The 26,170-nt window shown below is 67.7% G+C and carries 28 protein-coding genes; 19 read left to right on the forward strand and 9 right to left on the reverse strand.

The genetic code is table 11. The features are described from left to right. Nucleotides 1–2: 2 nt before the first annotated feature. The 4 genes from SAMIE_RS20075 to SAMIE_RS20090 all read left to right on the forward strand — a co-directional run bounded on the left by SAMIE_RS20075 (nt 3) and on the right by SAMIE_RS20090 (nt 2,757). Nucleotides 3–233 carry a DUF4160 domain-containing protein gene (locus SAMIE_RS20075; RefSeq protein ID WP_066696630.1) on the forward strand — a complete coding sequence of 77 codons (231 nt, stop codon included), beginning with the start codon at nt 3–5 and terminating at the stop codon, nt 231–233. Next, nucleotides 226–579 carry a DUF2442 domain-containing protein gene (locus SAMIE_RS20080; protein WP_066696632.1) on the forward strand — a complete coding sequence of 118 codons (354 nt, stop codon included), beginning with the start codon at nt 226–228 and terminating at the stop codon, nt 577–579. Before SAMIE_RS20075 ends, SAMIE_RS20080 begins: the two co-directional genes overlap by 8 nt. Then, a complete protein-coding gene (gene aroC, locus SAMIE_RS20085; protein ID WP_066696634.1) occupies nt 576–1,649 on the forward strand; it encodes a chorismate synthase in 1,074 nt (357 codons plus the stop codon). Before SAMIE_RS20080 ends, aroC begins: the two co-directional genes overlap by 4 nt. A 322-nt stretch (nt 1,650–1,971) precedes the next feature. Then, complete coding sequence (locus SAMIE_RS20090; RefSeq protein WP_066696636.1) at nt 1,972–2,757, forward strand: PhzF family phenazine biosynthesis protein; 786 nt, start codon at nt 1,972–1,974, stop codon at nt 2,755–2,757. Nucleotides 2,758–2,814: 57 nt separating this feature from the next. On the opposite strand, the gene SAMIE_RS20095 is transcribed toward SAMIE_RS20090, so the two are convergent. Next, nucleotides 2,815–3,939: a serine hydrolase domain-containing protein gene (locus tag SAMIE_RS20095; protein ID WP_066696638.1), complete on the reverse strand. Its 1,125-nt coding sequence runs from the start codon at nt 3,937–3,939 to the stop codon at nt 2,815–2,817. A 36-nt stretch (nt 3,940–3,975) separates the two neighbouring features. Here SAMIE_RS20095 and SAMIE_RS20100 point away from each other — a divergent pair, with 36 nt between their 5' ends. The 3 genes from SAMIE_RS20100 (at nt 3,976) to SAMIE_RS20110 (ending at nt 6,903) form a co-directional block, all read left to right on the forward strand. Beyond that, nucleotides 3,976–4,296 (forward strand): hypothetical protein, encoded by a 321-nt coding sequence (locus tag SAMIE_RS20100; RefSeq protein WP_066696640.1) that lies wholly within the window; start codon nt 3,976–3,978, stop codon nt 4,294–4,296. A gap of 224 nt (nt 4,297–4,520) precedes the next feature. Beyond that, complete coding sequence (gene recQ, locus SAMIE_RS20105; protein WP_066696642.1) at nt 4,521–6,293, forward strand: DNA helicase RecQ; 1,773 nt, start codon at nt 4,521–4,523, stop codon at nt 6,291–6,293. A 181-nt stretch (nt 6,294–6,474) separates the two neighbouring features. After that, complete coding sequence (locus SAMIE_RS20110) at nt 6,475–6,903, forward strand: TIGR01244 family sulfur transferase (protein WP_066696867.1); 429 nt, start codon at nt 6,475–6,477, stop codon at nt 6,901–6,903. A gap of 7 nt (nt 6,904–6,910) precedes the next feature. On the opposite strand, the gene SAMIE_RS20115 is transcribed toward SAMIE_RS20110, so the two are convergent. Together SAMIE_RS20115 and SAMIE_RS20120 are read right to left on the reverse strand one after the other, a co-directional pair. Further along, nucleotides 6,911–7,666 carry a YncE family protein gene (locus SAMIE_RS20115; RefSeq protein ID WP_066696644.1) on the reverse strand — a complete coding sequence of 252 codons (756 nt, stop codon included), beginning with the start codon at nt 7,664–7,666 and terminating at the stop codon, nt 6,911–6,913. 44 nt (nt 7,667–7,710) lie between these two features. After that, nucleotides 7,711–8,781: an endonuclease/exonuclease/phosphatase family protein gene (locus SAMIE_RS20120; RefSeq protein WP_066696646.1), complete on the reverse strand. Its 1,071-nt coding sequence runs from the start codon at nt 8,779–8,781 to the stop codon at nt 7,711–7,713. Nucleotides 8,782–9,044: 263 nt separating this feature from the next. Between SAMIE_RS20120 and SAMIE_RS20125 the strand changes: the two genes are divergently transcribed. From SAMIE_RS20125 to SAMIE_RS20145, 5 genes are read left to right on the forward strand one after another with little or no spacing between them, the layout of a single operon-like run. Next, nucleotides 9,045–9,782: a DUF2334 domain-containing protein gene (locus SAMIE_RS20125; protein WP_066696648.1), complete on the forward strand. Its 738-nt coding sequence runs from the start codon at nt 9,045–9,047 to the stop codon at nt 9,780–9,782. A 6-nt stretch (nt 9,783–9,788) separates the two neighbouring features. Further along, on the forward strand, nt 9,789–10,952 hold the full coding sequence (locus SAMIE_RS20130) for a glycosyltransferase (protein ID WP_083952348.1): 1,164 nt from the start codon (nt 9,789–9,791) through the stop codon (nt 10,950–10,952). Further along, nucleotides 10,949–11,896, forward strand: coding sequence for a hypothetical protein (locus SAMIE_RS20135; protein ID WP_232037322.1), 948 nt, complete (start codon nt 10,949–10,951; stop codon nt 11,894–11,896). Before SAMIE_RS20130 ends, SAMIE_RS20135 begins: the two co-directional genes overlap by 4 nt. Then, nucleotides 11,893–12,393: a DUF2141 domain-containing protein gene (locus tag SAMIE_RS20140; protein WP_066696650.1), complete on the forward strand. Its 501-nt coding sequence runs from the start codon at nt 11,893–11,895 to the stop codon at nt 12,391–12,393. Before SAMIE_RS20135 ends, SAMIE_RS20140 begins: the two co-directional genes overlap by 4 nt. A gap of 3 nt (nt 12,394–12,396) precedes the next feature. Next, complete coding sequence (locus tag SAMIE_RS20145; RefSeq protein ID WP_066696659.1) at nt 12,397–13,566, forward strand: glycosyltransferase; 1,170 nt, start codon at nt 12,397–12,399, stop codon at nt 13,564–13,566. A 42-nt stretch (nt 13,567–13,608) separates the two neighbouring features. Here the strand turns inward: SAMIE_RS20145 and SAMIE_RS20150 are convergent, their stop codons facing one another. From SAMIE_RS20150 to SAMIE_RS20160, 3 genes are all read right to left on the reverse strand, one after another. After that, nucleotides 13,609–14,979 carry a class II 3-deoxy-7-phosphoheptulonate synthase gene (locus tag SAMIE_RS20150; protein WP_066696661.1) on the reverse strand — a complete coding sequence of 457 codons (1,371 nt, stop codon included), beginning with the start codon at nt 14,977–14,979 and terminating at the stop codon, nt 13,609–13,611. Between the two features lie 124 nt (nt 14,980–15,103). Then, on the reverse strand, nt 15,104–15,472 hold the full coding sequence (locus tag SAMIE_RS20155) for a Rap1a/Tai family immunity protein (protein ID WP_066696662.1): 369 nt from the start codon (nt 15,470–15,472) through the stop codon (nt 15,104–15,106). Nucleotides 15,473–15,540: 68 nt separating this feature from the next. Continuing rightward, nucleotides 15,541–16,776, reverse strand: a complete 1,236-nt coding sequence (locus tag SAMIE_RS20160) for a YceI family protein (RefSeq protein WP_066696665.1) — start codon at nt 16,774–16,776, stop codon at nt 15,541–15,543. 177 nt (nt 16,777–16,953) lie between these two features. Between SAMIE_RS20160 and SAMIE_RS20165 the strand changes: the two genes are divergently transcribed. Further along, nucleotides 16,954–17,391 carry an acyl-CoA thioesterase gene (locus SAMIE_RS20165; RefSeq protein ID WP_066696668.1) on the forward strand — a complete coding sequence of 146 codons (438 nt, stop codon included), beginning with the start codon at nt 16,954–16,956 and terminating at the stop codon, nt 17,389–17,391. 3 nt (nt 17,392–17,394) lie between these two features. On the opposite strand, the gene SAMIE_RS20170 is transcribed toward SAMIE_RS20165, so the two are convergent. Next, nucleotides 17,395–17,772, reverse strand: a complete 378-nt coding sequence (locus tag SAMIE_RS20170; RefSeq protein WP_066696883.1) for a DUF983 domain-containing protein — start codon at nt 17,770–17,772, stop codon at nt 17,395–17,397. A 92-nt stretch (nt 17,773–17,864) separates the two neighbouring features. On the opposite strand from SAMIE_RS20170, the gene pabB reads away from it, so the two are divergent. The 6 genes from pabB (at nt 17,865) to SAMIE_RS20195 (ending at nt 23,321) form a co-directional block, all read left to right on the forward strand. Further along, nucleotides 17,865–19,043, forward strand: a complete 1,179-nt coding sequence (pabB, locus tag SAMIE_RS20175; protein ID WP_066696671.1) for an aminodeoxychorismate synthase component I — start codon at nt 17,865–17,867, stop codon at nt 19,041–19,043. A 32-nt stretch (nt 19,044–19,075) separates the two neighbouring features. Further along, nucleotides 19,076–19,699 carry an aminotransferase class IV gene (locus SAMIE_RS20180; RefSeq protein ID WP_066696674.1) on the forward strand — a complete coding sequence of 208 codons (624 nt, stop codon included), beginning with the start codon at nt 19,076–19,078 and terminating at the stop codon, nt 19,697–19,699. Nucleotides 19,700–19,816: 117 nt separating this feature from the next. Further along, nucleotides 19,817–21,019, forward strand: coding sequence for a pyridoxal phosphate-dependent aminotransferase (locus SAMIE_RS20185; protein WP_066696677.1), 1,203 nt, complete (start codon nt 19,817–19,819; stop codon nt 21,017–21,019). Between the two features lie 358 nt (nt 21,020–21,377). Then, nucleotides 21,378–21,530, forward strand: coding sequence for a hypothetical protein (locus SAMIE_RS23495; RefSeq protein ID WP_162849102.1), 153 nt, complete (start codon nt 21,378–21,380; stop codon nt 21,528–21,530). Continuing rightward, the gene (gene msrA, locus SAMIE_RS20190; RefSeq protein WP_066696680.1) at nt 21,514–22,188 is read left to right on the forward strand and encodes a peptide-methionine (S)-S-oxide reductase MsrA; all 675 of its coding nucleotides are present in this window, start codon (nt 21,514–21,516) and stop codon (nt 22,186–22,188) included. Before SAMIE_RS23495 ends, msrA begins: the two co-directional genes overlap by 17 nt. 17 nt (nt 22,189–22,205) lie before the next feature. Beyond that, complete coding sequence (locus SAMIE_RS20195) at nt 22,206–23,321, forward strand: zinc-binding dehydrogenase (protein WP_066696688.1); 1,116 nt, start codon at nt 22,206–22,208, stop codon at nt 23,319–23,321. 63 nt (nt 23,322–23,384) lie between these two features. Here SAMIE_RS20195 and infC read toward each other — a convergent pair whose 3' ends face one another. Together infC and thrS are read right to left on the reverse strand one after the other, a co-directional pair. Continuing rightward, complete coding sequence (gene infC / locus SAMIE_RS20200) at nt 23,385–23,918, reverse strand: translation initiation factor IF-3 (RefSeq protein WP_066696691.1); 534 nt, start codon at nt 23,916–23,918, stop codon at nt 23,385–23,387. 131 nt (nt 23,919–24,049) lie between these two features. Continuing rightward, nucleotides 24,050–26,032 carry a threonine--tRNA ligase gene (gene thrS / locus SAMIE_RS20205; protein ID WP_066696694.1) on the reverse strand — a complete coding sequence of 661 codons (1,983 nt, stop codon included), beginning with the start codon at nt 26,030–26,032 and terminating at the stop codon, nt 24,050–24,052. Nucleotides 26,033–26,170: the final 138 nt, after the last annotated feature.

Below are 26,170 nucleotides of genomic sequence, written 5' to 3' on the forward strand. Positions count from 1 at the left end.
CAGTGCCAACGGTCTGGCGCGTCGGCAATCTTCGCGTCGTCATCTATACAGACGACCATCCGCCGCCCCATGTCCATGTGTTCGGCGATGGCGAGACCAAGATTGCGCTGACGGGCGACATCGGTGTCGTCCGGGTCGTCGGAGCCACGGCACGCGAGAGTCGACGCGCTCTCGCAATCGTGAGAGAAAAGCGCGATATGTTGATCGAAAGGTGGAATGACATCCATGGGTGAGTTGACCCAGGCCCAGTTCGAGGAGGCCGTCCGGCGTGGCGAGCATGACCTTGTGGTCAAACCGCGCGCGCGCGCGGCGCGCTATGATCGCGCAAGCGGCCATATCGTGATTGATCTGGTCAGCGGCGCGACCTTTTCCTTTCCTGCGACGCTGGCGCAGGGGCTGGAGCATGCCGGCCCCGACCAATTGGCGGCGGTGGAGGTCGCTGGCGCAGGTTTCGGCCTGCATTGGGAAGAACTGGATGCCGATCTGACCGTGGAAGGCCTGATGGCGGGCCGTTTCGGCAGCGCCCGCTACATGGCGGAGCGCTTTGGTCCCGACTGGAATAGTGAAGCGGCAGAATGAGTTTCAACAGCTTCGGACGTGTCTTCCGCTTTTCCACATGGGGGGAAAGCCATGGTCCCGCCATCGGCGCGGTCGTGGACGGCTGCCCGCCGGGCCTGCCCCTGAGCGAAGCCGACATCCAGCCATGGCTCGACCTGCGCAGGCCGGGCACGTCGAAATTCACCACCCAGCGCCGCGAACCGGATGAAGTGCGCATTCTGTCCGGGGTGTTCGAGGGGAAGACGACCGGCACGCCCATCAGCCTGATGATCGAAAATACCGACCAGCGCTCGAAGGATTATTCGGAGGTCGCCAAGGCCTACCGTCCCGGACACGCCGACTATGCCTATGACGCCAAATATGGCTTTCGCGACTATCGCGGCGGCGGGCGTTCCTCGGCGCGCGAGACGGCGAGCCGGGTCGCGGCGGGCGCGGTCGCCCGCGCGGTCATCCCCGAAGTCGACATCTTCGCCTATGTGAGCGAGATCGGCGGCGACGCCATCGACTTTGCGAACTTCGACCCGTCGCAGATCGGCGAGAACCCCTTCTTCTGCCCCGACCCTGAAGCCGCGAAACGCTGGGAAGCGCTGGTCGATGCCGCCCGCCTCGACGGCTCCTCGCTCGGCGCGGTGGTGGAATGCGTCGCATCCGGCGTGCCCGCCGGATGGGGCGCGCCGCTCTATGCCAAGCTCGACAGCGAACTTGCCGCCGCGTGCATGAGCATCAACGCGGTCAAGGGCGTCGAGATCGGCGACGGCTTTGCCGCAGCGCGGCTGCGCGGCGAGCAGAATGCCGATCCCATGCGCCCCGGCGATGGCGGCAGCCCGGTCTTCCTCGCCAACCATGCGGGCGGGATCGCGGGCGGCATCTCGACCGGCCAGCCGATCAAGCTGCGCGTCGCTTTCAAACCCACCAGCTCCATCCTCATCCCGGTTGAAACCGTCACGCGGGAGGGCGAAGCGTCCGACATCATCACCAAGGGCCGCCACGACCCGTGCGTGGGCATTCGCGGCGTGCCGGTGGTCGAAGCGATGATGGCGCTGGTCCTCGCCGACCAGAAGCTGCTCCACCGCGCGCAATGCGGCGGCTGACGCGCCGAACCGACGCGCGGGCGCGGTAAAAGCGCGAGACGACTCAGGCCTGTTACGATAAGATGACGTTCAACGCCCGCGGGAGGGCGTGCGGCAGAGCGTAAGCCTGGGGAGCGTCACCATGCGTCCCTGCGTTTTCCTGAAAACGCAGCGATTAAAAAGCATGGATTGACGGTCAAAGCGTCCCCTGATCGCCGCAACAGCGGGCCAGTCCTTGTCACGAGGGCTGGCCCCTTTGTTTCCCGTCCTTTGTCCGCCATCTGGCCCTGTCGATGTGCGTGCCGCTCCGGCATCAGGGGCGCGCAACCAGAGGATATGCCCGATGCCTTCGCTTCCCTTCACGCAGGTCGACGCCTTCGCCGACGCGCCTTTCGCCGGCAATCCCGCCGCGGTGATGCCGCTCGACCGCTGGCTCGACGATGCGACGCTGCAGGCCATCGCGGCGGAAAACAACCTCTCCGAAACCGCGTTCACCATCCCCACGCCCGAAGATCCCGAGGCGGACTATGCCCTGCGCTGGTTCACCCCTGCGGTCGAGGTGAAGCTCTGCGGCCATGCGACGCTGGCGAGCGGGCATGTGCTGATGCAGGGCGACGCCATCCGCTTCCGCACGCGCCAGTCCGGCATATTGACCGTCACCCGCGACGGCGACGCCTATGCGCTCTCGCTTCCTGCATGGACCATGGCGGAAAAGCCGCTGCCCGATCTCGCTGCGGGTCTCGGCGGCGCGCCGCTCGCCTCCTACTGGCGCGAGGGCGGCTACAGTTTCTTCCTCTATCCCGACGAAGCCGCGATCCGCGCGCTCGATCCCGATTTCGCGGCGCTCCGGTCGCATGGCAATGTGATGCTGATCGCGACCGCGCCGGGGACCGATAGCGATTTCGTCAGCCGGGTCTTCGTGCCGGGCGGCGGCGTCGATGAAGACCCGGTATGCGGCTCGGCCCACTGCCTGATGACGCCCTTCTGGGCGGAGCGGCTGGGGCGGGCGTCGCTGCGCGCGCATCAGGTGTCGGCGCGCGGCGGGTGGCTCGGCTGCCGGCTCGACGGCGACCGCGTCATCCTGACCGGCACCTGCCGCACCGTGATCGAGGGCCGCTTCCTTCTCTGAGCATGTTCAAAGCAGATGGCATCATCTGCTGGCTCGGAAAATGCGACAAACAAAAGCCTAGCCGGGAAACAGCCCCACCAGCTTCGCCAGCGCCCCGCGCACCGCCTGCCGCTGTTCCTTCGTCGGCGACAGGCCGATGCGCACCACCGTCAGCCGCTGCGATGGCGACACGAGGATATATTGCCCGCCATGCCCGACGCAGCCGAACAGGCTGGCGGGCGCCTGCCCCGGCATCAGCGCGCTGCCCGGCCCCTCACGGTTCAGCCAGACATGCAGCCCGTAGGCGGCGTTGCGGCGCGAAAGCGTCGTCATCATGTCGATCCACTTTTCGGGCAATATCTGGTGCCCGGTCGGCCCGCGCCCGCGCCGCCGCAGCAGTTCGCCAAAGCGTCCATAATCGCGCGCGGTCATATGCATCATGCTGCCGCCGATCATCGTGCCGCGCGCATCATATTCGACCGTCAGGCTGGGGATCTGCCCCGGCGCCTTCAGCCGCCCGTCGATGAAGCCCTGCATCGCCCGCCGCCGCGTGTCGGGATCGTCGCTGTTCGTCAGCATCCGCGTCATCAGGTCGGCGAGGATCAGCGTGTTGCCGGTCGAATAGGAAAATGCCGACCCCGGCTGATGCGCCAGCGGCTTGGCTTCGGCAAAGGCCGCCATGTCGCGCGCGCCGTCCATGAAGAGCATCCTCACCGTATCGCCGTCCGTTACCGGCTCGCCATCCTCCACATGGTCGAGGCCCGATGTCATCGTCAGCAACTGCCGCAGCGTGATCGCGCCGCGCGGGTCACCCGGCTGGCGCCATGCCGGAACCGGCGCCGGCGCGTCCAGCGCCAGCCGTCCGTCCGCGACCATCAGCCCGACGAGCGCCGCCGTCACGCTCTTGCCCATCGACCAGGACAGCAGCTTCGTGTCCGGCCCGAAGCCCGGCGCATAGCGTTCCGCCACCACTTCGCCGTCGCGCATCACCAGCAGCGCGCGGGTCTCGCCCATCGCGCTGTCCTCGAACAGCGGGTCGATCGCCCCGCGCAGCGCCGATGCCGGGACCACCGCTTCGCCCGACACGCGATAGAGCGGCTCGCCCGCCTGCTGCGCCCGCCCGGCCAGCGTTCCCGCTGCGACCATGGCGATCAGCGCCGCGCCGATGCCAAGGCGCTTTACGATTCGACTGTCGATCTGCATAAGCCGGCGGCATATAGCATAGCGGGAAACAGCGCCATGAGGGCGACACGCAAATGGTGGATCGGCGGGGGGCTGCTCGCCCTCATCCTGTTCGGGCTGCTCGCCTGTGCGGGGCCGACGCTCAATGCGCGCGCCAGGCTCGGCGCCGCCTATGGCGCGCGCATCGCCTGCTCCTGCCGCTATGTCGAGGGGCGGGAGATGGCGAGCTGCGCCGGTGACAGGGAACCGGGCATGGCGCTAGTGCGGCTGAAGGACGTGCCGGAGGACAAGGCGGTCCGCGCCAGCGTCCCCCTGCTCGCCAGCCGCACCGCCCGCTTCAAACCCGGCTGGGGCTGCCTCCTCGATCCTGCCGATTGATCTATCACCGTTGTGCAATATCGTCACCCCGGGCTTGACCCGGGGTCCCGCTTCTTGCGGAAGGCAGGAACGAACAGCGGGACCCCGGCTCAAGGCCGGGGTGACGGAAACAAAGCACCCGGACTCCGCCTGTCATATTTTGAAATTCCAACATCGGCCCCTCCGCTCCGGGGGCGGGGCTTAAAGGCTGGCTCCGCCCCACATCCCCCGCTAAGGCCCGGCCCATGCCGCGCGACATTTCCACGCTTCTCCACGACATATTCGGTTTCACCGGCTTTCGCGGGGTGCAGGAACAGGTGGTCGGGCGCGTCATGGCGGGGCAGCCGACGCTCGCCATCATGCCGACCGGCGCGGGCAAGTCGCTCTGCTATCAGCTCCCCGCCGTGGCGCTCGACGGCTGCTGCGTCGTCGTCTCCCCGCTCATCGCGCTCATGCACGATCAGCTCCGCGCGGCGCAGGCCGTGGGCATCCGCGCCGCCAGCCTCACCAGCGTCGACGCCGACTGGCGCGAGACGCAGGACCGGCTGCGCAATGGCGACCTCGACCTCCTTTATGTCGCCCCGGAGCGGGCGAGCGGGGAGGGGTTCCGCAACCTGCTGCGCTCGGCGAAAATCGCGCTCTTCGCCATCGACGAAGCGCATTGCGTCTCCGAATGGGGCCATGATTTCCGCCCCGACTACCGTCTGCTGCGCCCGCTGCTCGACGAGTTTCCGCAGGTGCCGCGCCTTGCGCTCACGGCCACCGCCGATGCGCACACCCGCCGCGACATCCTCGTTCAGCTCGGCATTCCGGAGGACGGCCTCATCATTTCGGGCTTCGACCGCCCGAACATCCGCTACGCCGTCCATCCGCGCGACGGCCTCACCCGCCAGCTTGCCGATCTGCTTGCCGAGGAAAAGGGGCCGGGCGTCGTCTATGCCCAGACCCGCGCCGCGACCGAAAAGCTCGCCGAAACGCTGGGGCGCAGCGGCCGCCCGGTGCGCGCCTATCATGCCGGCCTCGACCCGGCGGTGCGCGCCCGCAATCAGTCCGCCTTCATCGCCAGCGAGGATATGGTGATGGTCGCCACCGTCGCCTTCGGCATGGGCATCGACAAGCCCGACGTGCGCTTTGTCGCCCATGCCGGCCTGCCCAAGTCGATTGAGGGCTATTATCAGGAATCGGGCCGGGCGGGCCGCGACGGCGAACCGGCGGTCGCGCATCTCTTCTGGGGGGCGGAGGATTTCGCCCGCGCCCGCCTGCGCATCGCCGAACTCGAACCCGCGCGCCAGTCCGGGGAGCGCGCGCGCATCGCTGCGCTCGGCGCTCTGGTCGAAACCGCCACCTGCCGCCGCGCCATATTGCTGCGCCACTTCGGCGAAGACCCGCCGCCCGTCTGCGGCAATTGCGACAATTGCCTGACTCCGCCCGCCAGCGTCGATGCGACCGAAACCGCGCGCAAATATCTCTCCGCCGTCTACCGCACCGGCCAGAGCTTCGGCGCGGGCCATATCGAGGCGGTGCTGACCGGCGCGCCCAATGACAAGGTGCGCGAGCGCGGCCATGACCGCATCTCCGTCCACGGCATCGTCATGGGCGACGAAGCCGCGCTGCTGCGCCCGGTCCAGCGCGCTCTGCTGGTGCGCGACGCGCTGGAAACGACCGAGCATGGCGGCCTGATGCTCGGCCCCAACGCCCGCCCGATCCTGCGCGGAGAGGAAGAAGTGCGCATCCTCCTGGCCCCCAAACGCGAACGACGCGGACGCAATGCACGCCGGGGCGCGGACGCGAACCCGGTCGGCGATCCGCTGTTCGACGCGCTGCGCGCCTGCCGCCGCGAACTGGCGCAGGAACAGGGGGTGCCGCCCTATGTCATCTTCCACGATTCGACGCTGCGTGAAATGGCCGAGCAGCGCCCGGCCTCGATCCGCGACATGAGCCACATCAGCGGCATCGGCCAGAAGAAGCTGGACGCCTATGGCGACGCTTTCCTCGCCGCGATCCGGCCGTTTCTCTGATCTGTCCTACCCGCCGTCCCGGCACCAGAACCGAAGGAGGCGGGGGAGGGGTGAGGGAAATAATCTTGCGCCGATAGGATATGAAATGCGCAAATGTGCGGGAAATATGCGAAGTTAAGCCGCCCGGCTTGAAACCGCCGCCCGCGCAAGGCATGGCTCGGGCGCACAAGGAGAAGCCATGATGTTCCGCAAGCTCACCGACCGCCTGCTCGTATCCCCGCAGATCAGCGTCGCGGACGTGGCCGAGGCAAAGGCGCAGGGCGTGACCGTCATCGTCAACAACCGTCCCGATGACGAGGAGCCGGGGCAGGTCAACGGCGCGGCAATCGAGGCAGCGGCGAAGGAGGCGGGAATCGCCTATGTCGCCGTGCCCGTCTCGCATGGCGGCTTCGCCCCGTGGCAGCTCGACGGCATGGCGGGCGCGCTGGAACAGGCGGAGGGCGGCAAGATGCTCGCCTATTGCCGCTCCGGCACGCGCAGCACGCTGCTCTGGGCGCTGACCCGCGCGCGCGCCGGGGACCATCCCGATGTGCTGGCGGCGCAGGCGGCGGCTGCGGGTTATGACATCGCCCCGGTGCGGCAGATCATGGATACGCTGAAGCCGCAATAAGGCCGCGTCACCCGGCGGGAACCGCGCTCGCCACCATCTCTTCCTTCGCCCGGTCGATCGACCAGAGGCGGCCCGGCACCTTGGGGTCCCAGTCGATAGCCTGCCCCGCCGACGCGATGCCGACGATGCGCCGCAGCTCAAGTTGCGATCCCGCCTCCGGCAGCGCCAGTTCATACATCTCCGGCCGGTCATGCCCGGTCGCATAGAGCCGCCCGTCCCTGCTCCAGCTCAGCCCGGAACAACTGAACGGCGCGAACCGCTCCAGCACCTCGGCCGGGAAAGTCCAGGCCTGCTCCTGCCGGAAGGCGTCGTCCATCCGCACCAGCAGCGTATGGCGCGTGTCGCGTCCCGGCTCTCCGCCCCTGCCCGCATAGTTGGCGAACACCGCCCACCATTTGCCGCCATGCCGGTCCATCGCCGTCAGCGATCCCGGCCCGAAGCCCAGACTCACCGTGCGCACATGGCGCAGCGTGCGCGTATCGAAGAACTCGACCGCGCTCGTCTGCGGCACGGCGGGATAGTTGGACGCGGCGCAGACCAGTTCCCGGCCCGCCACGGTGCAACTGTTCATGTGCGGGAACAGCCGCCGTTCGCCCTGCCACTGCGCCACCCGCCTGCCGTCCGCGATGCGATATTTGCCGATCCGGTCATTGTCGACCGCATAGACATAGGCGCCGTCGGACGCCGCGCCCTGATGCGCTTCGGGGGCGGGCAGGCGCAGGCTGACCGGCGCGGAAAGGGCGAGGAGCAATAGAGGCATCATAGGCGGAAAGCGTTACCCCGCGCAGGCTACGGTTCGATGTCGCGTCAGCGCGCGGCGCGCAGCTCGTTGCTGGCCAGGCGAACCCCGCCCGGCGCAGGCCTGGCATAGCGGATCACATAGCCCATATGGTCGGAAAGCTGCCCGCCATCGGGTTCGGACCCGAACGGCACCTCCGCCCCCGCGACCCGCATCGGCTCCCCGTCGCTCGCCCGCGCGAACAGCCAGTCCTTCGCATGGCGCGCCGCGCGCACAAGGTCGCGCGTCCTGCCGCCGCTCGCCAGCGCCTGATAGGTGCCGCTCATCGCCGGTGTGATGAAGCGCAGGCCCGCGCCGGAAAATCCGTCGAAGAAGGCGGCCAGGCGGCGCGGGTCGTGGCCAAGGTTCATGTCCCCGCCGATCACCAGCGCCCGGTCGCCCGGCACCGCCGCCCGGACGAACTGCGCCATGAGCGTGATCTGCCGTTGATAGGCGCGGTTGGCGCGCGCGACCGACACGCCGGTCGCGGCGCGGCTGTTGAGATGGGTGTCGACCACGCTGACCACGCCCGCGCCCGGCACGGACAGATGCGCGATCAGCACGCCCTTGTTGGCGAGGCAGTCATAACCCGCGCAGGCAAAGTCGGGATAGGCCATGCGGTCGGTTCCGACGATCGGATAGTCCGACAGGATCATGAGGCCGCTGCCGACCTGCTTGCCCATATCCTCGCCCTTCGCCCACCGCGCCTGCGCCATGAAGGCGGTATCGGCGGCATCGGCGCGGAGCGGCGTGCGCAGCGAAGCGTCCGGTCCCATCGCGACATGGGCATAGCCTGCCGACCGGGCCAGCGCCTGCGCTTCGGCGGAGAAGGCTTCCTGCAACAGCACCACATGCGGCTGCCGCCCTGCCTGCCGCATCGTGCGCAGCCGCGCCGCGATCCGCTCCAGCATCTCCCCGCGCCCCCGCGCCACCGGCCAGGGCAGCCCTTCCACATTATAGGTCATGACGCTCAGCGCACCCGGATCGACGGCGGCGGTCTGCGGCGGCGACCATCCACGCCGCGCCTCCTCCCGCCCCGACCCCGAAGAGGCGAGCGCCACCATGGCGGCGAAAATCACTGTTCCCGAAAGCCTGCGCATATCTTCATCCCCCGCGCGCTGCCTAGCTGCGGAATTGGACAGAAACACTTCTGTGAAATGGCGTTTTTATGAAATGATGAAGTCGAATACTGTAATCATCCATCTAAATAGTGCGCCATGTAAGTAGGATGATCGTTTGGTGAAAAATTTGTAACAATAGAATGGTTGATGACGGCAGGGTCAAAGGATTAGCGTCACTGTCATATTGAGGTCACAGCCGCTCATCATAGGCCGCGTGATCGGACGACTGACGCAGGCCTGTCATGAAAAGACTGCTCCTATCCATCCATGATGTCGGGCCGCGCTTCGAGGAGGAGGTCGACCGGCTGGTCGCTCATGTCGCCGCCCATGTCCAACCCGCCGCGCTCGCCATGCTGGTGGTGCCCGATCACTGGGGCGCGCACCCCATCGGCGGCAACCCCTGTTTCGCCCGCCGACTGAGGCAATGGGCCGACGCTGGCGTCACCATGTTCGCCCATGGCTGGTTCCACAAGGATATGGCGACCCATGACGACAGACTGTCCCGGTTCAAGGCGCGCCACATGACGGCGGGGGAGGGCGAGTTCCTCGGACTCGGCGCGCAGGAGGCGGCGCAGCGCATGGCGGATAGCCGCGCCCTGATCGAAGACATCATCGGACGGCCCGTCGCGGGCTTCATCGCCCCCGCATGGCTCTACGGCGCGCCTGCGCTCGGCGCGCTGCGGGAGAGCGGCTTTGCGCTGGCGGAAGATCATATGAAAGTGTGGCACGCGCCTACGGGTCGGGTGCTCGCGCGCGGCCCGGTCGTCACCTGGGCGAGCCGCAGCCCGGCGCGCATCGCCTCTTCGCTGCTGGCCGCGCGCCTGCTGCCGCCGCTGCTCGCCCGCACGCCGGTCGCGCGCGTGGCGGTGCATCCCGGCGACGCGCATCGGCCCGCGCTGCTCGCCAGCATCGACCGGACGCTGGCCCGGCTGAGGCGCACCCATGCGCCCGCCCGCTACGGCGACCTGCTGGCGGCCTGACGCAACATGCGCATCCTCACCTTCCTCCACAGTTTCGAGCCGGGCGGGGTTGAGCGCGTCGCCCTGCGGCTGGTGCGGCACTGGCGGCAAAGCGGCGTCGAAGCACCGCTCTTCATGGGACGCAGCGATGGCGCTTTGCGCGCCGAACTGGCGCAGGGACTCTCCTATGAAGGGCCGCCCGCGCCGCCGTTCCCGATCGGCTGGTGCGAGACGCTGTGGATGATCGCGACCTTGCCCGCCGTCATCCGGCGTCAGCGTCCCGACGCGCTGTTCTGCGCGGGAAACAGCTATGCGGTGGTCGCTGTCGCGATGAAGCTGCTGCTCGGATCGCGCTGTCCCCCCGTCCTCATGAAGATCAGCAACGATCTTGAGCGCGCCGACATGCCGTGGATCGCCCGGCTCTTCTACCGCCTGTGGCTGCTGGTGCAGGGGCGCTGCATCGACCGTGTCGTCGCGATGGCGCCGGGGCTGGAGCGGGAGGTCGCGCGGTTCGTCCGCCCGCGTCCCGGCACGAGCGCGGTGATCGCCTCGCCCGCCCTGTCGCGTGACCGGGTCGACCGGCTGCACCATGTCGCCGCCTGTCCCGCGCCGGGCGACGGACGCCGCTTCGTCGCCGTCGGGCGGCTCGCGCGGCAGAAGAACCTGCCGCTGATGCTGCGCGCCTTCGCGCTCGGCGCGCGGGCGGGGGACAGTCTGCTCATCGTCGGCGACGGGCCGGAACGGGGCGCATTGCAGCGGCTCGCCCGCCGCCTGCGCATCGCCGACCGCGTGACCTTTACCGGCCATGTGCCCGACGGCGGGATGCTGCTGCGCCGCCGCGACACGCTGCTCCTCACCTCCCGCTACGAAGGCGTGCCGGGCGTCGTGCTCGAAGCGCTGGCGGCGGGCATATCGGTCATCGCCACCGATTGCAGCGCGGCGATGCGGCCGCTGCTCGACCATGGGAGGCTGGGCAGCATCGTCGCGCCCGGCGACCTCGACGCCCTGTCGCAGGAGATCGGACGGCTGCGCCCCTGCGCCGACCGGGATGCCGCGCGGGCGCGGGCCTGCCGCTTCACCATCGAGGACGCCGCGCCCGCCTATCTGAAACTCTTCGCCGAAATGACCGCCTCCTCGACCGCGCCCGTGCGCGCGCCCTTCCACACGCCCTCCCTGCCGAGCCATTCATGACCAGCGAAACCGCCGCCCTCCCGCCGCCCCCCGCATCGGGCGGCATCCCCGTCGAGCGCTTCGATCCCGCGCCCCTGATCGCGAGCGGGCGCAACAACTGGACGCGCTGGGCGGGGCCGGTCGTGTCGCTGATGATCCTGATCGTCGCCTTCACCCAGTTGCGCGACGTGGAACCGGCAAAGCTATGGGCGCTGCTCCCCGCGTCGGTGGCCTTCTGGGCGGTCTATGCCGTCTATTATCTCGCCGGGCCGGTGTCCGAATGGGTGATCTTCCGCCGCCTCTGGTCGATCCCCGGCGAAGGCCTTGCCGCGCTGATGCGCAAGATGATCAGCAACGAACTGCTGCTCGGTTATCTGGGCGAAGTCTATTTCTACGCCTGGGCGCGCCGCCACGCGACCGTCACCAACACCCCGTTCGGCGCGATCAAGGATGTCGCGATCCTCTCCGCGCTGGGCGGCAATATCGTGACGCTGCTTATGGTGGCGCTGGCATGGCCGCTGCTGGGCGCGGTCGATGCGGGCTTCAACCGCTGGGAAGTGGGCGGTTCGATCCTGTTCGTCTTCGCCCTGTCGGCCTTCGCCCTGCTGCTGCGCCGCCGCCTGTTCAGCCTGCCGCGACGCGAACTCACGGTCGTGTTCGGCATCCAGATGCTGCGGATCGTGGGCAAGAATCTGCTCGCCGCCGTGATGTGGCACATGATGCTGCCCGCGGTCGGCCTCACCTGGTGGGTGCTGCTGGCGACGCTGCGGCAATTGCTCTCCCGCCTGCCTTTCCTGCCCAACAAGGATGTCGTGTTCGCGGGCATGGCCGCATTCCTGATCGGGCGGGACAATGACATCGTGTCGGCGATGGCGCTGATGGCCTCGCTGATCCTCGTCACCCATCTGCTCGTCGGCCTGTGCCTCGGCGTCAGCGGCCTGACCCGGGAAGGAGCCGGATCATGATCCCCATGCTGCTGATCGCCGCCGCGCTCGCCTCCACGCCCGATCTCGGCAAGGCGGAAGGGCGGTGCCGCCCCGACGAGCGCGGCCCCGCCTATCTGGTGGAGGTCAAAGGTCTCAAGGACCGGCAGGGTCTCCTCAAGCTCGAACTCTACCCCGCCAACGACAGCGATTTCCTCGCCGACGACAATGTTCTGATCGCGGCGGGCAAGCCCTTCCGCCGCGTCGAGATGGCCGTGCCGAAAGAAGGCCGCGTCGAAATGTGCATCCGCGCGCCCGGCCCAGGCACCTATGCGCTCAGCCTGCTGCACGACCGCGACGGCAACCATAAATTCGCCCTGTCGGTCGACGGCGTGGGCTTTGCGGGCAACCCGAAGCTCGGCTGGTCGAAGCCCAGGGCCGCGCAGGCGAGCGCCCCGGTCGGCAGCGGCCCCACGCCCACCACCATCACCGTCAACTATCGCCGGGGGCTTTTTTCCTTCGGCCCGCTGGAGAAGTGAGCGATGCGGATCGTCGATGTCTGCGCCCTCTATGCGCCGCAGGGCGGGGGTGTGAAAACCTATGTCGAGCGCAAACTCGCGGCGGGCGCGGCGGCGGGGCATGAGATCGTCATCCTCGCGCCCTCCGAAAATGGCGGGGTGGTGGAAGCGCAGGGCGGCGGGCGGATCGTGATGATGCCCGCGCGCCGCTTTCCGCTCGACCGGCGCTACAGCTATTTCGACGACGAAGCCTCGCTCCACGCGATGCTCGACCGGCTGCGCCCTGACATGGTGGAAGCCTCCTCGCCCTGGGCGAGCGCGTCGATGGTCGCACGCTGGCGGGGCGATGCGCCGCGCGCGCTCATCATGCATGCCGATCCGCTGTCCGCCTACGCCTATCGCTGGTTCGGCCCGGTGCTGAGCCGCCGCGCCATCGACCGGGGGTTCGACTGGTTCTGGCGGCACCTGCGCCGGCTCGACGCGCAGTTCGATCTGGTGGTGAGCGCGAGCGACAGCCTGTCGGACCGGCTGCGCGAAGGCAGCCTCAACCGGGTGGCGACGCTGCCCATGGGGGTGGAGCCGGGCCATTTCCATCCGCGCCACCGCAACGAAGCCCTGCGCGCCCGGCTGCTGGCGCGCTGCGGCCTCGGCCCCGACGCGACGCTGCTGCTGGGCGTGGGCCGCCATGCGCCCGAAAAGCGCTGGCCCATGGTGATCGAGGCGGCGGCGTCGGCGGGCTATCACAGCCCCATCGGCCTCGTGCTGGTGGGTGACGGGCGCGACCGGGCGCGGGTGGTGCGCGCGGCCGACAATAATCCCCACATCCAGCTTCTTGCGCCCATCACCCGGCGCGACACGCTCGCCGAACTGCTGGCCAGCGCCGACGCGCTGGTCCACGGGTGCGAGGCGGAAACCTACTGCATGGTCGCCGCCGAAGCGCGCGCCAGCGGCCTGCCGGTGATCGTGCCCGATCAGGGCGGCGCGTCCGATCAGGCGCGGGACGGCGGCTTCCGTTACGAAGCGACACAGGCCGACAGCATGGCGCAGGCGATCCGCGACTTCATTGCGCTACGGGAAGAGGCGCGGGCCGCAGCCGCCGCAGCCGCGCCCGCCGTGCGCACGATGGACGCGCATTTCGACGAGCTGTTCGCCACCTATGCCGGCTTGCAGGCGATGCGCCGTATCGCCGCGTGAGAGGGCGGCGGCGCGGGCAATCGCGCCGCCGCTCCCGTCATTTCAGGCCGCCGCGCGGCGTTCCTTCAGTTCCTCGTTCAGCATTTCGGCGAGGAGGAACGCCAGCTCCAGCGACTGCGCCGCGTTGAGGCGCGGGTCGCAGTGGGTGTGATAGCGGTCCGCCAGCCCTTCGTCGGTGATGGCGATGGCGCCGCCGGTGCATTCGGTGACGTTCTGCCCGGTCATTTCCGCATGGATGCCGCCGCCGAAGCTCCCCTCCGCGCGATGCACGGCGAAGAAGCCGCGCACCTCGGCGAGGATTCGGTCGAAAGGCCGCGTCTTGTAACCGTTCGCCGCCTTGATGACGTTGCCGTGCATCGGGTCGCACGACCACACCACCGGATGCCCTTCGCGCAGCACCGCGCGCACCAGCTTCGGCAGGCCCGCCTCGATCTTGTCATGGCCGTAGCGGGTGATGAGCGTGATCCGTCCCGCCTCCCGCGACGGATTGAGGACGTCCAGCAGGCGGATGAGCGCGTCCGGCTCAAGGCTCGGGCCGCACTTCATGCCGATGGGATTGCCGATCCCGCGCAGATATTCGACATGGGCGCTGCCCTCGAACCGCGTGCGGTCGCCGATCCACAGCATGTGCGCGGACGTATCATACCAGTCGCCTGTCAGCGAATCCTGCCGGGTCAGCGCCTGCTCGAACGGCAGCAGCAGCGCCTCGTGGCTGGTGTAGAAGCTCGTGCCCCCCAGTTGCGGCACGCTCTCCGCATCCAGCCCGCACGCACGCATGAAGTCGAGCGCCTGCCCGATCTGGTCGGCCATCGCCTCGAACTTGGCGGCCCATGGGCTGCGGCCCATGAAATCGAGCATCCAGCCATGCACCCGGTCGAGGCTGGCATAGCCCCCCGTCGAAAAGGCGCGCAGCAGATTGAGCGTCGCCGCCGACTGGTTATAGGCGCGCACCATCCGCTCCGGGTCCGGCTCGCGCGCTTCCGCCGTGAACGCGATGTCGTTCACATTGTCGCCGCGATAGCTCGGCAGCTCGACGCCGCCGATGGTCTCGGTGTCGGCCGAGCGGGGCTTGGCGAACTGGCCCGCCATACGGCCGACCTTCACCACCGGCAGCTTCGACGCAAAGGTCAGCACGACCGCCATCTGGAGCAGCACGCGGAACGTGTCGCGGATGTTGTTCGGGTGGAACTCGGCAAAGCTCTCGGCGCAGTCGCCGCCCTGCAGCAGGAAGGCTTCGCCCGCCGCGACCTTGGCCAGATCGGCCTTCAGATGCCGCGCCTCGCCCGCAAAGACGAGCGGCGGAAACTGGCTGAGCTGGGTCTCCACCGAGGCCAGCGCCTCCGCGTCCCGATAGAAGGGCATCTGGATGCCCTTTTGGCTGCGCCAGCTATCCGGCGTCCACTTCGCCGCCACGTCGAGTCTCCTTCACATAAAATAGGGGGCGCACCTACGCGGTCAGTGGCGCCAAGGCAAGTTTATAGGCGTCATCGCACCGTTTCGCGCAATGAACATTCCCGATCATTGTGATCGGCATCGCCTAATTCCGGCAGGGCCATTTCTCGTTCAGCGCCACGCTGACCAGCACCGACGCCGGACCCTTGCGCTGGTCGGGCCAGCGTTCGAGATAGGCGACGGCGGTGCGGCGCGCCTCGTCGGCGGTCATGCGGTCGGGCCAGCACACCGGGCGCGCGCGGCCGATGAACATGTCCTTGCGGATGCCGTCCACCACGCCGACGATATAGGCGGTGCAGGCAAGGTCATAGCCCGGCGCCCTGTTGCGGCATTTGGCGAGCAGGGTGGTGCCCGTCTCGAACATGAACGCCTGCCCCTGCCCCTGCCCCTGCGCCGGAACCGGAGCGGCCAGCAGAGGCACGGCGGCCAGAGCGGCGGCGGCGAAGAAGCGCATGGCGAACGATCCCTTTTCTATAAGAACGCGCCCTTAGTCGCCCTCCGATGAACCGCGCCTGTCCGGCTTCAGTCCTTGCGCTTTGCCGAAAAGGCGAAGGTCACGGCGACCTGCGGGGCAAGGCTGGTGCTGCTGTCGCCATTGCCGACGCCGAACGCCGCGCGCGCGACCGTGGCGCTGCCCGTCACCTTGCGCACCGCATCGCTGCCCGACAGGGTGAAGCGGATCGTCTGCGGCTTCGTCACGCCCTTGAGGCTGAGCGTGCCGCTGGCCTTGTAGCGGCCCGGCCCTGTCGCCTGCGCGCCCTTGGCCGTGAAGGTCGCGCTCGGATGGGCGGCGGCGGCGAAAAACTCGTCGCCCGGCAGCATCCCGTCCTTGTATGCGTCACCCACGCTGGCGGACGCCATGTCGATGGTGACCGCGATGTCGGCGCTTTCGGGATGGTCGGGGTCCATCACGATCTTCGCGGTCCATTTCGAAAAGCTGCCGCTGATCGTTTCGTCGCCATTGCCGACCGAAAAGCCGATGCGCCCGCCGGGCTGGACCGTCCATGCAGGCGGCGGGCCGACCGGCGTTTCGGACGCGGCTTCGCTGGCGTTCGCGGCGCTGCTGTTGTCGGCGGTGGCCGCGTTGGCGGGCGCGGCATCCTCCACTGCTTCCGCTTCGTTCGTCACTGGCGCAGCGGCGGGCGTCGGCGCACGCTCCTCGCCCCCCGCCGGCAGGATCGCGCGCCCCGCGACGAAACCCGCCAGCAGAAGCGCGGGCAGCAGCACCAGCAGCGCAGGCGAGCGCCCCGGAATCATCCGCCATATGAGGCCGTCATGCATCAGGAAATGATGCCGCACCGCGCCCGCGACATGCAGCGCGAAGAGCGCAATGCCGATCCACGCGATCACCCCGTGCCCGTCTTCCGCCCATTCGTGCGCGCTGGCGGGCAGCGGCAGATGGGGCAGGGGCAGGACGCCGAACAGCAGGGTCGGCACCTTGACCTTCGCGGTCGACACCAGCGCCCAACCGGTCAGCGGCGCGCCCAGCATGAAGGCATAGAGGCCGACATGCACGCCCGTCGCCAGCGCGCCCTGCCAACCGCCCTCGCTCTTGGGCGGGCGAGGTTTGGTCAAACGGACGGCGACCCGCACCAGCGTCAGGGCGAGGATCAACATACCGACCGACTTGTGCCACTGATAAAGGTGGAAGCCGCGCGCGCCCAGATCCTCCAGCCCCCATCCGACCGCGATCTGGAAGGCGAGCAGCGCCGCAATGGTCCAGTGCAGGAATATCGCGATGCGGCTGTAGCGGGGCATGGGCGGCCTTTCGAAAAATCCGGTGCAGACGCGAAACTATGCGGCGCGGCCTTCCAAGTCCAGCCGCGCCGCCCTATGTGGCCTAAAGGTCGCAGTGGCGTCATTTTTTGCGCATGCGAATTGCATCATCGCCAGCGGCGCGCCAGAGCAGGGCACGCTCATCACCGGAGACAGGACATGGCCAAACCCGAATCCTGGCGGCTGCACCCCGACGCCTACCGCTTCGTCACCAGCATCGACACGCGGTTTCAGGATCTCGACACGATGGGCCACATCAACAATGTCGCGATTTCCAGCATGTTCGAAACCGCGCGCATCCGCTTCCATCATCATCTGGGCCGCCACCCGCAGGAACAGGGCGTGCGCTGGCTGGTCGCCAATGTGACGCTCAACTTCATCGAGGAATCGCACTTTCCCTATCCGTTCGAAATCCATTGCGCGATCGGCCATATCGGGCGGACGAGCTGGACGATCAGCTCGGCGGGTTTCCAGAAGGGCGTGTGCGTCGCCACCGCCGACACGACCGTGGTGACGCACGGCGCGGAAGGACGGCGCGTGATCGACGAGACGCTGCGCGAGGCGATGGAACTCAATTTCCTGCGCCAGCCCGAATAGGGATCAGGCGAAGCCCGCCATCCTCCGGCTCCACTGGAGCGCGACCACCGCGCCCTTGACCGGCTGGATCATCGCGGCGGCCAGCACCACCGCCAGCGTCGGCCAGATCGCCGCCTGCCAGCCCAGCGGAATGGCGAGCGCGGCGTTCACCTCGATCATCAGCGGGACGAGGATATGGCCCAGAGCCAGGATCACGACATAGGCGGGAAAATCGTCCGCCTGATGCAGGTCCAGCCGCTCGCCGCACTGCGGGCAGGCGGGCGCGACCTTCAGGAAACGGGTGAACATGCGCCCCTCGCCGCATGCCGGACACCGCCCGCGCAGCCCGTGGGCGATGGCGGGGCCAAGCGGCCGTTCGGCGGCAGGAGCGGGATCGGTCATGGCGCGGCGGTAGGAGGACAGGCCCGGCCACGCAACCCGATATTGCGCGGCCATGCCCCTTTCGCCCCGACCAAAGCCTGTTAAGAAGCGCCATGCGTTTGCCCGGACCGTCCGAAGCCTTCTGCCTGTTCGACGATGCGCGCGTCGCTGCCGCCCCCACGCGCGCCGCGCAAGCGCGGCTCTATCGCGATCCGGTCGGCATCGTCGCGGCGGCCTGCGCGGCGGAGGTGCAGCCCGCGCTCGACCGCCTTGCCGAAGCGCGCGACGCCGGGCTGCATATCGCAGGCTTCCTGTCCTATGAGGCGGGCCTCGCGCTGGAACCCCGGCTCGCGCCTATTGCGCGGCGGCGCGACACCGGCGGCGCGCCGCTCCTGTGGTTCGGCCTGTTCGAAGGGGTGCGGCTGATCGCGCCCGACACGCTGCCCGCGCTGCTGCCCGATCCCGCGAGCGTGACCGTGGGCGCGCTCCGCCCGCTGATCGGGCAGGACGCCTATCTGGCCGCCTTCGCCCGGGTGCAGGACTATATCCGCGCGGGCGACATCTATCAGGCGAACCTGACCTTTCCCTGCGACGTGCCGCTGTCGGGCGATCCGCTGGCGCTCTACGCCGCGATCCGTCCGCGCGCGGCGGCGGGCTATGGCGGGGTGATCCGCACCGGCGCGCACAGCCTCCTGTCCTTTTCGCCCGAACTTTTCTTCACGCAGGTGCGCGGGCAGCTCACCGCGCGGCCGATGAAGGGCACCGCGACGCGCGGGGCGGGGGCGGAGGAGGACGCCGCACTCGCCCGCGAGCTGGCGCTCGATCCCAAGCAGCGCGCGGAAAATCTCATGATCGTCGACCTGCTGCGCAACGACCTGTCGCGCGTGTCCGTGGCGGGCAGCGTCACCGTGCCCGATCTCTTCCGGGTCGAAACCTATCCCACCGTGCACCAGCTCGTCTCGACCGTGCGCGCGCGAATCCTGCCCGGCCTTTCGCCCGTCGACGTGCTGCGCGTGCTGTTCCCCTGCGGCTCGATCACCGGCGCGCCCAAGGTGCGGGCGATGGAGATCATCGACGCGGTCGAACCCTTCCCGCGCGGCCCCTATACCGGCGCGATGGGGTGGATCGACCCGGAAGGCGACGCCGCCTTCAATGTTGCCATTCGCACCATTTGCGTCGAAGAAGGGGCAGGGACGGGCCGCCTGGGCCTGGGGTCCGGCATCGTGGCGGACTCCGATGGCGTGGCCGAATGGGCGGAGTGCCTCGCAAAGGCGCGCTTCCTGTGTCCCTGATGTGACGGGTGAAAGAGAACATAAGGGTTGCCATGGCGCTGGCTGACGGACGGTTCGACCTGCTTGAGACGATGGCGTTTGATCCCATGGACGGGGTAAGGTTGCTGGAACTGCACCTCGCGCGGTTGAAGGCGAGCGCCGATGCGCTGGGTTTCGCGTTCGACCGGCACGATGTCCGCAACGAACTTCAGGCCGCGACCTTCCGCCTGCGCGAAAAGAGCCGGGTGCGCCTGCTCGTGTCGCGCCGCGGATCGGTGGCGATCGAGGTGCGCGAACACCGCACCTGGCCGCATGCGATCCTGCCCGTCGCCGTGGTGCCGCGCAACGCCGCCGCCAGCGATCCGCGCCTCCGTCACAAGACCACCGACCGCAGCGTCTACCGCGACGCCCTGCGACGCGGCGGCACCTATGAAGTGCTGCTGAAGGACGAGGAGGGCTATCTGGCCGAAGGATGCTTCTCCACCCTGTTCGTCGAGCGCGGGGACAAGCTGGTGACGCCGCCCCTGTCGCGCGGCGCGCTGCCGGGCGTGTTGCGCCAGAGCCTGCTCGACATCGGCGAAGCGGTGGAGGGCGACCTGCGCGTCGCCGATCTGGAGCGCGGCTTTTTCCTCGGCAACGCCGCGCGCGGCATGGTCGCCGCCACGCTCGCGCACTGACGACCCTAAATCCACTGACTGCCATCTGGCCGGTTGCCCCTCCCGCCGTTGCGCACTAAGGGGCGTCGCGTCCGCTCATGTTGCGGACCGTGGGGATATTACAGAAAGATTGTTGCCATGAGCCAGACTTCCGCAGCCCTGGGCCGTATCCAGCCGTCCGCCACGCTCGCCATGAGCGCCCGCGTGAACGCGCTCAAAGCCGAAGGCGTGGACGTGATTGGCCTTTCGGCAGGCGAGCCGGACTTCGACACCCCCGATTTCGTCAAGGAAGCGGGCATCGCCGCGATCCGCAACAACCTGACCCGCTACACCGACGTGGACGGCACCGCCGACGTCAAGGAAGCGGTGATGTTCAAGTTCCAGCGCGACAACGGCCTTGCCTACAAGCGCAGCCAGATCAGCGTGAACTCGGGCGGCAAGCACACTTTGTTCAACGCGCTGGTGGCGACGGTGGACTCGGGCGACGAAGTCATCATCCCCGCGCCCTACTGGGTCAGCTATCCCGACATCGTGAACTTCGCGGGCGGCACGCCCGTCTTCATCGAAGGTCCGGCGAGCCAGGGTTACAAGATCACCGCGGCGCAGCTCGACGCCGCGATCACCCCGCGCACGAAGTGGGTGATGCTCAACTCGCCCTCCAACCCTTCGGGCGCGGCCTATTCGGCGGACGAGCTTAAGGCGCTGGCGGACGTGCTGCTGCGCCACCCGCATGTGCTCGTCATGACCGACGACATGTATGAACATGTCTGGTATGCGCCCACCCCCTTCGCCACCATCGCGCAGGTGTGCCCGGAACTGTATGACCGCACGCTGACGGTCAACGGCTGTTCCAAGGCCTTCTCGATGACCGGCTGGCGCATCGGTTTCGCCGGCGGGCCGGAGTGGATCATCAAGGCGATGGGCAAGCTCCAGTCGCAATCGACCAGCAATCCCTGCTCGATCAGCCAGGCCGCCGCAGTCGCCGCGCTTACCGGCCCGCAGGATTTTCTCGAAGACCGCAACGCCGTGTTCAAGAAGCGCCGCGACATGGTCGTCGCGATGCTGAACGACGCGCCGGGCCTCGACTGCCCGACGCCCGAAGGCGCGTTCTACGTCTATCCCGACGCCAGCGGCGTCATCGGCAAGACGACGCCCAAGGGCGCGCTGATCGACAGCGACGAAGCGCTGATCGGCTATTTCCTCGACGAGGCGAAGGTCGCGGCGGTCCATGGCGCGGCCTTCGGCCTCTCGCCTGCCTTCCGCATCAGTTACGCGACCTCGGACGAGGTGCTCAAGAAGGCGTGCACCCGCATTCAGGAGGCATGCGCCGCGCTCAAATGAGCGGGGCAGGCCGCGCCTGTCCTACGTCGCGCCCGAGACCCATATTGTTGCCACCGCTTTCCGGAAATGACCGGAGTGGGAAACAATATGTCAAAACTTGCGGGAAATATGCGAAGTTAAGCGGGAACGGCCAGAATGCGAAACGGTCTTTTTCCCGCCGCGCCGTCTTGCGATTGGCGTGGCAGGCTTTATATGCCCGTTGCGAAGAGAAACTGAATTAATCCGGCCCCATTCGTCGATCTCTCCTTGTCGCTGGTCGAAAGCTGCTGCCGCAGCGCCGACCGTTCAGTCAGGGGCAAGGGCGACGGTGCTAGCCGGGGCCGGCATGACCGGCAGAAGAGTAAGAAAGGCGTTGGCCATGAAGGCGTTCCTCAAATCCGACCTGTTCCTGCGCTTTCTGGGCGGGTTCGCGATCGGTGCGGTCGCCATGTTCGCGCTCCAGCCGAGCGACCCGCCGATGTTCGGCACTACCGCCGTCGCCGCGACGCAGACCCATGAAGCCGCCCGCTAGGTTCCTCCTCACCGCGCTGGCGGCGGCCTTCGCCGTCGCGGCGCCAGCGCGCGCCGAACGCGTGGTTCAGGCGCCCGCGCCGCTCATCGACGCCGCCGCGACCCGCAAGCTGGAAACCGCCGTCTTTGCGGGCGGCTGCTACTGGGGCGTCGAAGGCGTGTTCTCCCATGTGAAGGGCGTTCACCTCGCCGTCTCCGGCTTTGCCGGTGGCCCAAAAGACCGCCGCGTCGATTATGACACGGTGAGCGGCGGCGACACGGGCTTCGCCGAATCGGTGCGCGTCACCTACGATCCCAGGGTCGTCAGCTACGGCACGCTGCTGCGCGTCTTCTTCTCGGTCGTCGCCGATCCGACCACGCTTAACTATCAGGGGCCGGATCACGGCACCCAGTATCGCAGCGCGCTCTTCCCCCTGAATGCGGAGCAGGACAGGGCAGCCCGCGCCTATCTGGCGCAACTCGGCAAGGCCGGGCTGTGGCGCGACCCCATCGTGACCCGCGTGGAACGCTTCACCGGCTTTCAGGACGCCGCCGCCGATCATCAGAATTTCATGCGGGACAACCCGCGCCATCCCTATATCATGCGCTGGGATCAACCCAAGCTGGCGGCGCTGAAGGCGATGTTCCCCGACCTCTATCGGGATCGCCCGTCCGCCTGACAAAACAGGAGCGAGGAATGAGCGAGACCAGAGGCCTGAAACTGCTGTCCACGCTGGCGGAGGACGGCCGCCTGACGGTGGAACTGGTCGAGGACGCGCTACCAGCGCCGACCGGGGATCAGGTGCTGGTGCGGATCGAGGCCGCGCCGATCAACCCGTCCGACCTTGGCCTGCTGTTCGGCCCCGCCGATGTCGCCTCCGCCGAATATAGCCCCCGCCGGATCGTCGCCCGGATGCCCGAACCGGCGATGCGGGCGATGGCGGCCCGCATCGGGCAGCCGCTGGGCGTCGGCAACGAAGCGTCGGGCACGGTCATCGCCGCAGGCGACGGCCCGGCGGCGCAGGCGCTGATCGGCAGGCGCGTGACGATGATCGGCGGCGACATGTATGCGCAATATCGCCTGATAGACGCCAGCGGCTGCATGGCGCTGCCTGACGATGTGACGGCGGAACAGGGCGCATCCGCTTTCGTCAATCCGATGACCGCGCTCGGCTTTGTCGAAACGGCGAAGGCGGGCGGGCACAAGGCGATCGTCCATACCGCCGCCGCGTCCAACCTCGGCCAGATGCTCGTCCGGGTGACGCAGGTCGACGGCCTCGGCCTCGTCAACATCGTCCGCAGCGCCGAACAGGTCGCTCTGCTGCGGGGCATCGGCGCGGAGCATGTGGTGAACAGCAGCGACGCCGATTTCCTCACCCGGCTGGAAGACGCCATCGCCGCGACCGGCGCGACCGTGGCGTTCGACGCCATCGGCGGCGGCACGCAGGTCAGCCAGATCCTGCACGCGATGGAAAAGGTCGCCAGCCGCGGCGCGGCCTACAGCCGCTACGGATCGAGCATGCCCAAGCACGCCTATGTCTACGGTTCGCTCGACATGGGGCCGACGATCCTGACCCGCAGCTTCGGCTTCACCTGGGACGTATCGGGCTGGCTGCTTCCCCCCTTCCTGCAACAGGCCGGGGCGCAGACCGCCGAACGGATGCGCCAGCGCGTGCGCGACAACCTCACCACCCTGTTCGCCAGCCATTACAAGGCGCGGCTCTCGCTGGACGAAGCGCTGGGCCGGGACGCCGTGCTCGCCTATAATGCGCGGCGCACGGGCGAAAAATATCTCATCCTGCCCAATGGCTGACCAGCAAAAAGGGCGGCGTCCTTCACGGACCCCGCCCTTTTTCGAACGCCCTGACGATCGCGCTTATTTGGGTGACAGCACCATCAGCATCTGGCGGCCTTCCATGCGCGGATAGGCTTCGACCTTCGCGATTTCGGCGACATTTTCGGCGACCCGCTGGAGCAGGTTCATGCCAAGCTGCTGGTGGCTGAGTTCGCGGCCACGGAAGCGCAGGGTGATCTTCACCTTGTCGCCGTCGCCGATGAAGTCATGCACCTTCTTCATCTTCGTATCATAGTCATGATCGTCGATGTTCGGACGCATCTTGATCTCTTTGAGTTCCTGCGTCTTCTGCGTCTTGCGGGCGATGTTCGCCTTCTTCTGCGCTTCGTACTTGAACTTGCCGATGTCGAGGAACTTGCAGACCGGCGGATCGGCGTTGGGCGATACTTCCACAAGGTCGAGACCGACTTCGGCGGCCTGTTCGATCGCCTCCTGCGTAAACATCACACCCAGATTTTCGCCTTCGTCATCAATGACGCGCACCTTGGGCACGTTGATGAACTCGTTATAGCGGGGGCCGGACTTCGGCGGCGGCGCCAGCGGGCGGCGCATCATCGGGGGACGTATAGCTCTATCTCCTGTGGTCGTTTCGAAAAACGGATGGCTCTTAGCGGCTTTTGAGAAAAGCCGAAAGGGGCGCGTGGTCCCGCGACAGCGGAATCACGCACCCTTGCGGCATTTCTGCCTCACCGCATATCGGGTGCCTGCGCCTCTTTTGCAAGCCGGACGATGACATCCTCGACAGAAAGGACGCTCTGCCCTTCCTTGCCCAGTTCGCGCAGCGCCACCGTGCCCTCGTCCGCCTCGCGCCGTCCGACGACCAGCAGGTTGGGCACCTTGGCCAGGCTGTGCTCGCGCACCTTGTAGTTGATCTTCTCGTTGCGCGTATCGGTTTCGGCGCGGATGCCCGCCGCCCGCAGCCGCTCCACCACGTCGCGCGCATAATCGTCCGCGTCCGACACGATGGTCGCGACGACCGCCTGCACCGGCGCGAGCCAGAGCGGGAAGCGGCCCGCATAATGTTCGATCAATATACCGATGAACCGCTCATAGCTGCCGAAGATCGCGCGGTGCAGCATGACCGGGCGGTGCCGCTCGCCATCCTCGCCCACATAGCTGGCGTCGAGCCGTTCCGGCAGCACGCGGTCGGACTGGATGGTGCCGACCTGCCATGTCCGCCCGATGGCGTCGGTCAGGTGCCATTCCAGCTTGGGCGCATAGAAGGCGCCTTCGCCCGGCAGTTCCTCCCAGCCATATTCCGGCGTGTTGAGCCCCGCAGCCGCCACCGCGTCGCGCAGTTCGGTCTCGGCCTTGTCCCACATCTCGTCGCTGCCGAAACGCTTGTCGGGACGCAGCGCCAGCTTGATCGAATAGGTAAAGCCGAAATCGCGGTAGATACGGTCGGCCAGCGCGCAGAAGGCACGGACTTCCTCGACGATCTGGTCCTCGCGGCAGAAGATATGCGCATCATCCTGCGTGAACTGGCGCACGCGCATCAGGCCGTGCAGCGCACCGTGCGGCTCGTTGCGGTGGCAGCAGCCATTCTCGTAGAGGCGCAGGGGCAGGTCGCGATAGCTCTTGATCCCCTGACGGAAGATCAGAACGTGCGCCGGGCAGTTCATGGGCTTCAGGGCCATCCAGTCGGCATCGTCCGACACCAGCGGCCCTTCATCCTCGACATTGGGCACTTCGTCAGGGATGACGAACATATTCTCGCGATATTTACCCCAATGGCCCGACTGCTCCCACTGGCGCGCGTCCATCACCTGCGGCGTCTTGACCTCGCGATAGCCGGCCGCGTCGATGGCGCGGCGCATATAGGCTTCGAGATTGCGCCAGATGATATAGCCCTTGGGGTGCCAGAAGACCGACCCGTGCGCTTCCTGCTGGAGGTGGAACAGGTCCATCTCCGCGCCCAGCTTCCGATGGTCGCGCTTGCCCGCTTCCTCCAGTCGCGTGAGGTGCGCGTCGAGCTGCTTCCGGTTGAGCCAGCCGGTGCCGTAGATGCGGGACAGCATCGCGTTCTTCTGATCGCCGCGCCAGTAAGCGCCCGACACGCGCGTCAGCTTGAAGGCCGCGGGATCGAGCTTCCCGGTCGAGGCAAGGTGCGGACCCCGGCACATGTCATACCAGCCGTCCCCCGAATGATAGACGGTCAGCTCCTCGCCCTGCGGCAGTTCCGCCGCCCACTCCGCCTTGAACGTCTCGCCCGCCGCGCGCCATTGCGCGATCAGCGTATCGCGGTCGATCACTTCGCGCTTCAGGGGTTTGTCGGCCGCGATGATCTCCCGCATCTTCGCTTCGATGACGGGCAGATCCTCCTCGGTGAAGGGGCGGTCCTTGGGCGCGAAATCATAGTAGAAACCGTCGTCGGTCGCGGGACCGAAGGTGATCTGCGTGCCGGGGAACAGCGCCTGCACCGCTTCGGCCAGGATATGCGCGAAGTCGTGCCGCGCCAGTTCCAGCGCGTCGGCCTCATCCCGCGCCGTCACCAGCGCCAGTTGCGCATCGGCCTCCAGCGGCCGCCCGATGTCGCGCAGCTCGCCATCGACCCGCGCCGCGATCGCCGCCTTGGCCAGCCCCGGTCCGATAGCCGCCGCGATGTCCGCCGGAGTAGTGCCGGGCGCGACTTCGCGCACGGAACCGTCGGGCAGGGTGATCTTGAGCATGGCGGACACGGGAAGGGATCTTTCTGTTGGAAGGCAGGAACGGCGCAAAAAGCCGCGCCTTCCCCTTAAATGGGCGGGCATCGCTGTCAATAGAAGCCCTCTTGCCAGAGCGGGGCGAAAGGCGCATCCTCCATGTGC

It is taken from the genome of Sphingobium amiense (assembly GCF_003967075.1).
Classification (GTDB): Bacteria; Pseudomonadota; Alphaproteobacteria; order Sphingomonadales; family Sphingomonadaceae; genus Sphingobium; species Sphingobium amiense.